At 60.8% G+C, this 10,919-nt stretch carries 6 protein-coding genes and 2 pseudogenes; 3 read left to right on the top strand and 5 right to left on the bottom strand.

What is annotated here, in order from left to right; all coding sequences use genetic code 11:
- Positions 1-126: 126 nt before the first annotated feature.
- The 3 genes from ACFTZB_RS16125 (at position 127) to ACFTZB_RS16115 (ending at position 3,053) form a co-directional block, all read left to right on the top strand.
- The gene (locus ACFTZB_RS16125) at positions 127-654 is read left to right on the top strand and encodes a flavin reductase family protein (RefSeq protein ID WP_378432877.1); all 528 of its coding nucleotides are present in this window, start codon (positions 127-129) and stop codon (positions 652-654) included.
- The gene (ribB, locus tag ACFTZB_RS16120; protein ID WP_378432876.1) at positions 651-1,736 is read left to right on the top strand and encodes a 3,4-dihydroxy-2-butanone-4-phosphate synthase; all 1,086 of its coding nucleotides are present in this window, start codon (positions 651-653) and stop codon (positions 1,734-1,736) included. Before ACFTZB_RS16125 ends, ribB begins: the two co-directional genes overlap by 4 nt.
- A gap of 189 nt (positions 1,737-1,925) precedes the next feature.
- A complete protein-coding gene (locus ACFTZB_RS16115) occupies positions 1,926-3,053 on the top strand; it encodes a hypothetical protein (protein WP_378432875.1) in 1,128 nt (375 codons plus the stop codon).
- Between the two features lie 3 nt (positions 3,054-3,056).
- Here ACFTZB_RS16115 and ACFTZB_RS16110 read toward each other — a convergent pair.
- The 5 genes and pseudogenes from ACFTZB_RS16110 to ACFTZB_RS16090 form a co-directional block, all read right to left on the bottom strand.
- Positions 3,057-3,338 (bottom strand): annotated as a pseudogene (locus tag ACFTZB_RS16110) (ATP-binding protein); the annotation flags it as partial.
- Positions 3,335-4,673 (bottom strand): annotated as a pseudogene (locus ACFTZB_RS16105) (IS21 family transposase). The pseudogenes ACFTZB_RS16105 and ACFTZB_RS16110, both read right to left, overlap by 4 nt.
- Positions 4,674-5,095: 422 nt before the next feature.
- Complete coding sequence (locus ACFTZB_RS16100; RefSeq protein ID WP_378432873.1) at positions 5,096-6,241, bottom strand: GIY-YIG nuclease family protein; 1,146 nt, start codon at positions 6,239-6,241, stop codon at positions 5,096-5,098.
- The gene (locus ACFTZB_RS16095) at positions 6,238-8,202 is read right to left on the bottom strand and encodes a DEAD/DEAH box helicase (protein ID WP_378432872.1); all 1,965 of its coding nucleotides are present in this window, start codon (positions 8,200-8,202) and stop codon (positions 6,238-6,240) included. The genes ACFTZB_RS16100 and ACFTZB_RS16095 overlap by 4 nt, the downstream gene beginning before the upstream one ends.
- Entirely contained in the window at positions 8,199-10,880 is a 2,682-nt protein-coding gene (locus ACFTZB_RS16090; protein ID WP_378432871.1) for a DNA methyltransferase, read from the bottom strand. The genes ACFTZB_RS16095 and ACFTZB_RS16090 overlap by 4 nt, the downstream gene beginning before the upstream one ends.
- Positions 10,881-10,919 lie beyond the last annotated feature (39 nt).

Genomic DNA, 10,919 nt, shown 5'->3' with positions numbered 1-10,919 from the left:
ACTTCGCCGGTTTCCTCCACCTCGCCGCCGCACTCACCTGCTTCAAGAAACTCCCCACATGAGACACCCTCTAAGCACGACCGCCCGCCAGGGCGACTCTCCACCCGCAGCCCGAAGAAGGTACCGATGCGAACCACCACCCCGCACATCAGCGCCACGACGCCCGACGAGATCCGGGACGCCTACCGCACCGTCCTCGGAAAGTTCTGTACCGGTGTCGTCGCCGTCACCGCGCTCGACGACACCGGCAACCCCGTCGGACTGACGGTCGGCTCCTTCAGCTCCGTCTCCCTCGACCCCGCCCTCGTCGCGTTCTTCGTCGGCCGGGGTTCCACGACCTTCCCCAAGGTCGCCGCGTCCGGGCGCTTCTGCGCCAACATCCTCGCCGCCGACCAACACGAACTCGGCCGCGCCTTCGCCCGCAGCGGCACCGACAAATTCCACGGAATCGACTGGACCCCCGCCACCACCGGATCACCCCGCCTCGCCGGAGCCCACGCCTGGATCGACTGCCACATCGACCTCGTCCAACCCGTCGGCGACCACGACCTCGTCGTCGGCCGTGTCGTCGAACTCGGCGCCACCGACACCCCCGACCCGCTGCTGTTCTACACGTCCACTTTCCACCAGCTCACACCCGCGAGCCCCGCATGAACACCGTCGAACAGTGCCTCGAGCGGCTGCGCGCCGGGAGACCGATCCTCGTCCTCGACGACAAAAATCGTCAGAACGAGGCCGATCTCGTGATGGCCGCGCAGTTCGTCACCACCCAGGACGCCGCGTACTTCCTCCGGCACACGTCCGGCTTCTTCGGCGTGGCGATGCCCGCCGAACGAACGCGCGCGCTCGGTCTGCCCCTGATGGTCGGGGATCCCACGAACCCGCTGGGCACCGCGTTCACCGTCAGCGTCGACGCCGCCACCGGCACCTCCACCGGCATCAGCGCCGCCGACCGGGCCCGCACCATCCGCCTGCTCGCCGACCGCGAGACCGTCGACACCGACCTCACCAGGCCCGGCCACGTACTCCCGCTTCGTGCCCGCGACGGCGGAGTCCTCACTCGGCGCGGCCACACCGAAGCAGCCGTCGACCTGTGCACCCTCGCCGGTCTGTCCCCCGTCGGACTGATCTGCGCGGTCACCACCGCAGACAAACGCGACATGCTCCGCGGGGACGACGTGCGCGCGTTCGCGGTCCGCGAGAACCTGCCCGTCGTCACCATCGAAGACCTGGTGAACTACCGGCGCCGCAAGCTGAGCATCGAACGCTGCGCCGACGCCGAAATCCCCACCGACCACGGCACCTTCACCGCCATCGCCTACCGCTCCGCCAGCGGCGTCGAACACCTGGCCCTGGTCTTCGGCGACCCGGCCGGCACCACCGCCCTCACCCACCTCCACAGCGAATGCCTCACCGCCGACATCCTCGGCTCACGGCGCTGCGACTGCGGCGACCAACTGTCCGGAGCGCTGGCGAGGATCGCCGACGCAGGCGCCGGCGTCGTTCTCTACTTTCGCGGGCATAAAGGCCGCGGCATCGGGCTGGCCGCGAAAATCGCCGCCTACCAACTCCAAGACCACTTGGGCCTCGACACCGTCGACGGCCGCGACTACACCGACGCCGCAGCCATCCTCCGCGACCTCGGCAGCGACCGCATCGACTTACTCAGCAGCAACCCCGCCAAAACCGCCGGCCTCGCTACCTGCGGTATCGAGATAGCCGGCACCACTTCTTAAGATCCCGAACTGGCGCCTCGCGCAACGCACGCGCAACTCTTCCTAGCCTCGGTCGGAGTCCCTGTCGTCCCCCGATCACGTCCACCCGTCCGACGCGGGGGCGTCGGAAATCAGATAGGCCCACGCGAGGATCGGTAGCATTCCATTGTCCGAGTCGGGTCACTTCGGTGCCGGAGCATAGAGGGTCGCGTGTTCATTACGGGGTTTGTGGGTCAGCCAACTACAACTGGAACGTATTTTAGAAACATCGATGGCCTTTTGCGGCTCATTTCACAACAACGAGTCACCGATCTCGAGGCCGCAGTTGCCTATGCATCCTGGTCGGGTGTCGAGTATCTCAAGCAAGAATTGACGGCGGGCGGGTTGTTGGGACGCTGGGACAGAATTCGTAAACGTATGCTCGTCGGGATTGATTGGTGCAGGTCAGACCCGGGTGCCTTCGAACAACTCGTGGGGCTTGGTGTCGACCTCAGGATTTTTGATGGCGACCGCGTCGCGACCAGGGACGGGTGTGTACCTTACGTGCCCTGGCATCCGAAGAGGTTTGCCGTCAAGGGCGCTGGTATCAAGGGTGCATTGACAGGCTCAGGAAATCTATCTCGAAACGGGCTCAGCCTTGGCCATGAGGCCGGTACGTTGTTGATCGTCAGTCGACCGACCAACTCGGCCGAACGTCAAGCAATGAGGAATCTCGAAGAGGCAGAGCGGTGGTTTGATGATCACTGGAAATCAGCTTCCCCCATCGCAAGGATTCTAAGTAACTACCGGATGCAACACCGGCGAACCCAGCGAGTAATGGGTGGCGTTACTGATGATGCGAGTGCTCCATCAGACCGCGTTGGGCGCCTGAGGGGACTGACCGCCGAGCAACTTCGAGCTTTGCTCTCAGCCGAGAACTACTGGGTCGAGGCAGGCACGCTAAGCAAGAATCTTGGCCCGAATTCTCCTGGGAACCAGTTGATGACCTCGGCCATGACGCGCACGTTCTTCGGCGCGACTGCTGACGATGTGGTCAAGAACACGACGGTATGCCGGGTGATTTTGCAACACCCAAACCATGCAGAACTCGAAGTCGAGGTTTCCGTCAGATACAGCGACAACTCGATGGACGTCATCGGGCTTCCGAAACCACAGTCCCCGTGGCCAGCGAGCTACGACGGCATGACGCTGAAGTTTCAAAAGATTGCGCAAGGCAAGTCCAGGTTGTTCGTTCTGGAGGTTCGAGACCCCGCAAGTGCAAATGAATGGCGAAACTCCTCTGCTGGACAGCAAACGGAGTACACCATGCAGAGCGGGCGACGCTGGGGAGTCTTCTGAGGAATCGAAGTCCTCGAGCGACGCCGGTGTCGGCAGGCGCGCAAACCGCAATCGTCCGGCGAGTCGGCGGGCCTCGGTGGCGTCGACCTCGATCGAGAGCAACTCCTCCAGGGTGGCGGTCATCGACAAGTTGGTCTGTTGCGCGCGATCGAGGACCGCGGGCAGGGCTTCGGCGGCATCGTGGAGTTTGAGCACTGCCAGGTGCCCGCGCAGGCGTTGGTAGAGGCTGGCCGCCTCGGCGGTGTTCGGCGCCGGCACCGCATCGGGGATCGGGGTGGTGGTCAGACGAGGGTGTTCCTTCCGCGGGCGGCCCGCTCGTAGGTGGCCAAGTCGATGACCGTCGATGCCGTCGGCGACGGCGAGGGTGAGGGTTCGGCTTCACTCGATGTCGGCGTGGTCGTTCCGGTGATGTTGCGGCGCAATGCTTCCGCTGCGGTGATCGACTCGGGTCCGGGTGGGATCCGTTCCTAGCGGCGGTGCGGACGGCCACCGGACCCAATGGCGGCCATAGCCGCCTGCTCGAGGGCGTAGACCTGCCCGTGGTCGCGGACCATGATCCCGGCGCCGTCCGGGGCCAGGCGGTGCCGGGCGATGGTGATCTGCGCCGCGGTGACGATGTCGATCACCTCAGACCCGAGCACCCGGGTGACGGTGACCGGCGCCGACGCCAGCTCCGGGGCACCGAGTACCGGTTGCCGCGGTAGGACACCAGCGCCTGCCGCGATGCGGTCCGGGGTTCGGGGAGGATCGCCGGATACGGCGCCGCCGGCAGCGCGGTCAACGGTTCGGCGGCCGCCACCGTCGCCACCGAGGCCTTGCCGTCGGAGGTCAGACGCAGACGGGTGTCGCCGCGCACCCGCAGAACTCGTCCAACTTCTGTTGGGCTTGTTCGACCGTGAGATTGTCCGGCAGGATACGCCACCACCGTTGGACGGCAGTGTGATTGGCCTCCTCTACCACACCTTTGCGGTTCCCGGCTTTGGGCGGACAGATCGCCACCGAGACGCCGTAGTGCTTCGCTACGCCGGCGACGCTCGCGGTCACCCGGCCCGACTCGGGATGGCAGACGGTGGCCATCCGATCGAACCGCCACACCCTGGTCACACCGCCGAGTCGGCGGCTGACCCGGTCGAGGCCGTCGACCAGATGCGGTTGGGTCATCGCCGGAGCCAGGATTCCGCCCCAGCGCCCCGAATGCGCCAGGGACCCGACCAACAGGTGCGCCGCCCCACCCCAGCCCCAGAGGCGGGTGGATTCGGCAGATCGACCCAGTCCCACTGGGTTTCCTCGCCGGGCGGATGGTCGATCACCGCGTTTGCCCGATCTGTGGCGGATCTGCCGGGTCAGCGTCGGATACGACAACCGGTAGCCGAGGTCCTCGAGCTCGTCGCACAGGGTGCGGGCCCACAGGTGCGGGTCCTCGGCCAGTCGGCACGTGACGTACTCGACGAACGGTTCGAAGGGGTTCTCACGTGCGGGTTTGCGGATACCGGGGGTGGTGACGCCGTTGATGTGGTTGCGGATGGTGCGGCGGTTGCCGGTGTGGCAGGCGATCGCCGAGATCGTCCAGCCCTGTTTGTGCAGTGCGTGTACTTCCACGTCTTCCTCCCATGTCAGCATGAGATTGCGGGTCTCCCTCGAATCGCTGGTGTCTGGTCAGAGACCACCAGCATCGAGGGAGACGCGCCCTCATCGGCGGAGCCACACGGGTGAGCACTTTTGGTAAGCAGAACTGAGGATTTATAGCGAGCGTCGTCATAACGATGCCACCCCGTGCCCTGCGGGATGTCCCGTGCATCGATCAAGCGGTTGGATCTGGCCGGGCACGCCAGGAGCGGCTATTGCGCCTCCCATTCGGGCTTCCACTGGGGCGGAAAGCTGTACCTGATCTGTACAGGCGGCGGGATGCTGATCATGTGGTGTTCGTAGAACCCCTAAGCTCGGTGAACGCGAGGTGGCGACTGCACTGCTTGAATGCAGTAATCACACAATTCTCCCCGGCGACACGCTTCAAGGAACTAATCAACTAGTGAATTGTGGAACTAATACCTCGGCTTCAGCGTTCGCAGGTCAGCGTCATACTCATAGTGCACAATGTCGCCTGACCTGATGAACTCAATCGCCCGGTCGATGATTGGCAGCGGAACGACGTACCACTCGGAGGGCTCGTACACGCGGCCATCTTTGCCGACCTGGTTCACACTGAGGCGAACCTCGCTGAACACACGGTGCAATAGGTGCTCAAGAGCCGAGGTCTTGAGGTTGTAGGTGCGGTAGCTCGCGACGATCTCGACCGGCGCCATGAGGTACGTGGGCTCGTGCTCAGCGCCAGCGATGCGCTTCTCGACAGTGCCGCGAGAGAAACCGATCTTGTATAGGTCCGCCACCGAGGAGATCTGCGGGTCGTCACTCAGAGAACGCAGGACGTAAACGTACCCCGTCGCTCTGTCATCAGCGAGGATGCTGTCGAATTTTGTCTGTACGACCGCGTAACCTTCCTCTTCGTAAAGGCGGGTCGACAATGACTGTCGGTACATCGACGATTCGGTGCCGTTCTCGAAGATGCAACGAAGGCGCTGCTTCGTCCGTCCAGAAGCGCTGGTCTCCGCTGCGCCGACGCCGGCAACGAACACCATGATGCCTGACAGCACGAAAAATGCGCCTTCAACGATCTGGCTAAGCCCTCGGAATGTCATAAGCGTGGAAGTTCCGTCAGCAAGTTCCGCGTGCTTCTGCACGAATAACGGCGCAAATGAATCGAAGTCGTTGCTCTTAACGCGCTGCGCGATCTCATCAGGCTCGTTGCGCTGCACCCGAGTCGGCAGGTCGGAGGTGTCTAGCAACCCGGTAGCGTCGTTGAGTAGGTCGGTGTCATCACCTTCGAGCAATTCTTCGAGCGAGGCAGGCGCTTCGGGATCGGCAAGAAGGCCAAACTCATCGAGGTGCGTTAGCTTAGCCGTCTTATCCTCGTCTGCCCGCATCCCATCTAGTCGTGCCCCAAGCTTGCGCTCTGCGATGTCTCTGGTATCGGGGCTGGGTGCCCGCCCGTGCTCACGGTAGAAATCCGCGATCTCGACAAACGACCGCTCCAGCCGGTCGGCGGCACTAGCTCTGGTGGGCTTTTCGGGGGTGTCGAGCAGGCCATCGTCGTCGGCGTCGAATAGGCTCTTGAGTTCGTCTGAAATCATGATTGCTCCAGCCTCTGTCCCGACTGGTGCTCACGCTTCTTCTTGCGGAGGAAGAGCAATGCCTCAGCGTACCTCTTCTCCGTCGGGTCGTCGCTGCGAATGTCGGGTTGACGCCGATTCACCTTGGCAAATTGTTGGATCTTTGGCCATAGCAGGAGCGCCTCCTCCTCGGTTATCGCGATCCTAGTAGTGATGATCGTGTCCTGGATTACGCGAAGTACTTGCGTCGTGACCGACTTGGACAGCACTTCGAATGCCCGCTGGAAGGGGTTGACTTTGTCGATCAGGTTGATGTCAATGTCGTCGATGTCGACGAACTTATTCTGCATCAATATAAAACGTCGGTCGCCGACGGGCTTGACTTCTCCGTTCTTGATCACGGAGTCGACAACGACCTGTTGCCGGAGTTCCTCGACCTGGGATTCGTTGAGGTCTGGATAGCGTTCGCGGATGATCTTCGGGATCAGCACCTTATTGGTTACCTCGGCGTCGAGGTTGCCTGCTGCCGCCTTCGCGAACGTATCGTCTTGAAGAATCGTCGCCTTCAAGTCGTTCAGGTCTGTCTCAACAATCTGCTTTACGCGGTTGCTTGACGGCTCCTTGAATCCCTTAATCCGCAGCTCCCCGGGCTTGGGGGTGTCGTCGTTGCCGCTTTTAGTCTTGAAAGTAAAGTTCGGCGCGAGAACCTGCTCCATCAACAGTGACGCCGTGATGGCCTTGAGCATGTTGTTAACCGATAGTTTGACCTCATCGGTCGTAGCATCCGGCTGGGCGATCAAGTTCGTAAACTGGGCGTGCTGCTTGCCGAAACTGTCGCGAGTAACCCGGCCGATGATCTGGATGACCTCGGTGAGCGAAGCGCGGTAGCCGACCGTAAGCGCATGTTCACAGAATGGCCAGTCGAAGCCTTCCTTCGCCATCCCGAGGGCGATAATAATGTCGACGGCGCCTCGGTCCTTCGACGCGACCGTACTCAGGTAGTGCAGGGTTTCGGCGCGCTCAAGCTGGTCGGTATCGTCGACAAGGTCTGCCACCCGGACAATCTGTCCGTTGTCCCGGCGCCGCACACGCAGAATGCCCGAATCCTCCTGATTGACCACCTCACCGATCGCATCGAGGATGAAGCCAACCTCCTCGATCTTGTCCTTAGTTGACTCGCCGCTGTTGACGTTCGGAATGTGGATGAGTGTCTTCTTGTCAAGGTCGAGTACGTCGCTAATCGCGCTCGTGTAACGCCCCTGATAGAAGTGATGCCCGATGCCGAGCGACTTCAGGTGCTCGTAGCCGTTGAGCTGGTCGTAGTAATTGAAGGTAACGGGCGTGAACTTGGCCTCATCGTCCGGCAGGAGCACCGGAACCGAATCGCCGCGGAAGTAGGAGCCGGTCATTGCAACAATGTGTGCATCCGAGCCAGCCATTACGCCCTTCAGAAGATCTCCGAGTCGATTGGTCGATGTATCCGCCGAGACATGGTGGAACTCGTCAATAGCGAGCACCGTACCGTCGAACGCGGAGGCCGGGAGCCTCTCGTAGGCAAAGCGCAGCGTCGCATGCGTACACACGAGGATCGCATCGGAACCACTGAGAAAATTGACGAGATGCTGCACCTTGCTACTAGACGAGGCAGGCGTGCACAGGTTGTTCGTGTCCGTCACATCCCAATCGGCGAAGAACCCTCCGCGGGTGAGTTTAGTGCTCGCAAACGACCCACCAATCGACCGCTCAGGCACTGCGACGACAACTCTTTTGCGATCCTGATTGAAGAGCTTATCGAGAGCAACGAACATGAGCGCACGCGATTTGCCCGAAGCGGGCGGAGCCTTCACCAGCAAATACTGCGCAAAACGCTCGGCGAACACACGCTGCTGCATTTCGCGCATCCCGAACACATCGGTGTGGATGCTGCTGCCAGTCCGTTCGTACTCCACGTCGACAATGTTTACGGGCTTCACGGCATTCACCTTCGAGCCTCCTCAGCAGTCATCTGCTCATACATACCGAACAGGTACGACAGCCGCTCCTCATCGCTGTCAAACCCGCGCTTTCGATAGATCGCGTCCACGACCTCATCCAGTTGACGATGAGCGACGCGAAGATCGTCGGGCATCAGGTCAGATCCGTACAACTCGGCCAGCGTCCGCTCCGAGTGGTACTCGCGCACATCCAGCACTCGAAGCGCGGACTCCGTCAGGCGCTCATTCGAATGCTCGGACAGATTCGGCACCGGGAAGTTGTTATAGACGATCGTGGCCGAGTACCGAAAGTCAGTCTTGAGCCGCCCGGCAACTGCTCGGGTCCAGACCATATGCATTCGCGACGTCAGCAAGGCGAACACCCACGGCTCGGCGTCGTACACGGCATTTGCCGCATCAGAGATTATTGTGTCCTTATCCAGGTATCCGATCGGGATATATTCGCGGTTCTCCGACGAAACTCTCGGGACGATGATCGACTCGGTCGGCTTATAGCTGATCTGTACGAACCGGTGAGGCTTTGCAGCATATGCAGCAGTGCTGCCAGCCTTACTCTCCGACCTACTCCTAGCCACCCGCTCAAGCCGCTCGTTGATCACGCTAACTGATCGCGCAGCGCTCGCAGCACCATCTTCAATCCAAATGCAGTATCTCTCGATTCCGTTAATGTGCTCGGCAGAACCCACGTACGCCTTAATGAACTTCCCGGCCCCTGGATCATGATCAAGGATTCTCCGCCTGTCTTCTGGAAGGAGGATCAGCCCGCCGCCGTCCCGGGGCATCGAACCGAACACCATCTGAGGGCGGGAGGCACCTAGGGGCGCCTTGCGTCGCTCAATCAGAACTGAGGGACCGTCGGCGAGGTACCCGTTGATGTTCGAGGCCTCGATCCGAAGATCCGCAGTATACAGGTACTTTATCCCAGTCCTCACGTTCCGGAGGTTGATCACCGCTACTGTGACTCCGGCGTTGCGCTTGGCGTTGTTCTCCCATTTGAAGGAGGTGTAAGCGAAACCAATCTCCAGCCCCCCATCGAAGAGCATCGGGAACATCAGCCCTACATGCTCCCCCTGGGACACGGAGTTGGTCGTAACGAATGCGAGTTCCGCCTTCGTGCCAGCTATGTAGTCAGCACCCTTTACAAACCAGAGGGCGATGTAGTCTAGGTTCTTCGAGAATGGCCGAGCACCGAAGACATAGTTGAAGTCGGCCTTTTGGTCTTTGGTTTGCACCTTCGCGCCAGCGTAGGGGGGATTGCCGATGAGGTAGATCTCTTCCCCGCCACTGTTGGAGCAGACTGCGGTCCAATCCACGCGGGCCGCATTGCCCTGCCTCACACGGCCTGCCTCCTTCAGCGGGATGAGCGGCAGATCCTTGTGAAATTTGTCCTTAAATTCCAGATTCATTTGGTGCTTGGCGATCCAAAGCGACAGGATCGCCACCTCGACCGCGAAGTCATCGAGCTCAATGCCAAAAAAGTTCTCGATGTTGATTCGAGACTCGAAGAAGAGCGCAGAGTCTTCCACCTTGAGCATGCTGAGACGCTCAAGGATGGCATGCTCCAACTTGCGCAGTTCCTTGTACGCGATGACGAGGAAGTTCCCGGAGCCACAGGCCGGGTCGAACACCTTGATGAGGCTGATCCGACGCAGCAGGGCATCGAGTTTTGGGACGCTGTCGAAGCTCGCGTTGAATTGTTCCCTAAGCTCATCTACGAACAGCGGCTCAATCGTCTTAAGAATGTTGGGCACGGAGGTGTAGTGCTGACCGAGGTCGGAGCGCTGCCCTGGTGTCACAACCGCCTGAAACATCGATCCGAAGATATCTGGATTGATCTCGCTCCACAGCAACCGCCCGCTTGCAAGCAGCAGGTCGCGAGCCTTCTTGTTGAAGACCGGAACCGTATGATGGTCCTTAACAGTAAACAGGCGTCCATTAACGTAAGGAAATCCAGCCAGGTGCGGGGGCTTCAGCGACGGGTCGGCCGTGTCTAGAGCAGTGAAGAGATCGGTCAAGAATTGACTGACGTCGGACCCATCTGGCTGAGTCAGAGCACCAACCGCTTCGGTGAACTGCCCCTCCTCGAAGATCCCGGTGTCCTCGGCGAAAAAGCAGAACAGCAAGCGTGTGAAGAAGACGTTGAGCGCATGGCGGCCCGACGAGCCCTGCAGCTCCGGATTGATCGCGATGAGTTCATCAAAGAGCCGGGCCATACGCTCGGCGGCCTTTACGTCTGCATGCGCCTCGGCGACGTACTGCGCCTTCTCCATGCCTGCCCATGGCAGGAAAAACGTGAAATGCTTATCGATGTCCGAAATCGGTATTGCAAGAGTCTCGTTTGTCTTCGTGTCAACCGCGAGGAGTTCGATGTAGTCGGTCACCATTACGAAACGGGTACTGTATCGCACGACAGTCGTTGAAGAGCGCAGTTCGTCGATGACCGCGTAGACATCCTCGTCCGTTGGCTTGAAGTAGACGATGTTCTTTTGCGCGACCTCGACGAGTGAGTCGTTCGCGATGTTCAGTGAGCCATTACGAAGGCGGGTGATGTTGCTGGCCGAACGACCGTACGCGGCAAGCAGGTCGAAAATGAACTCGCGATCGTAAGTCTTGCGACCGCCCAGCGGGCGTACTCGCTCTTCGACAGACTTCAGATTCAGTCGCATCAGCGGATTCCTCTAGCAGGACGGAGTGCCCAACTCAGC

The organism is Rhodococcus sp. NPDC057014 (genome assembly GCF_042673295.1).
Taxonomy (GTDB): Bacteria; Actinomycetota; Actinomycetes; order Mycobacteriales; family Mycobacteriaceae; genus Rhodococcus_F.
Note: the sequence above shows the minus strand (reverse complement) of the source record. Positions and strands in the feature narration are given on the sequence as shown.

What these genes read in the sequence shown, in the direction of transcription:
- ACFTZB_RS16125 (WP_378432877.1), top strand. Translation starts at nt 127, where the DNA reads ATGCGAACCACCACCCCGCACATCAGCGCCACGACGCCCGACGAGATC.
- ribB (WP_378432876.1), top strand. Translation starts at nt 651, where the DNA reads ATGAACACCGTCGAACAGTGCCTCGAGCGGCTGCGCGCCGGGAGACCG.
- ACFTZB_RS16100 (WP_378432873.1), bottom strand. Translation starts at nt 6,241, where the DNA reads ATGATTTCAGACGAACTCAAGAGCCTATTCGACGCCGACGACGATGGC.
- ACFTZB_RS16090 (WP_378432871.1), bottom strand. Translation starts at nt 10,880, where the DNA reads ATGCGACTGAATCTGAAGTCTGTCGAAGAGCGAGTACGCCCGCTGGGC.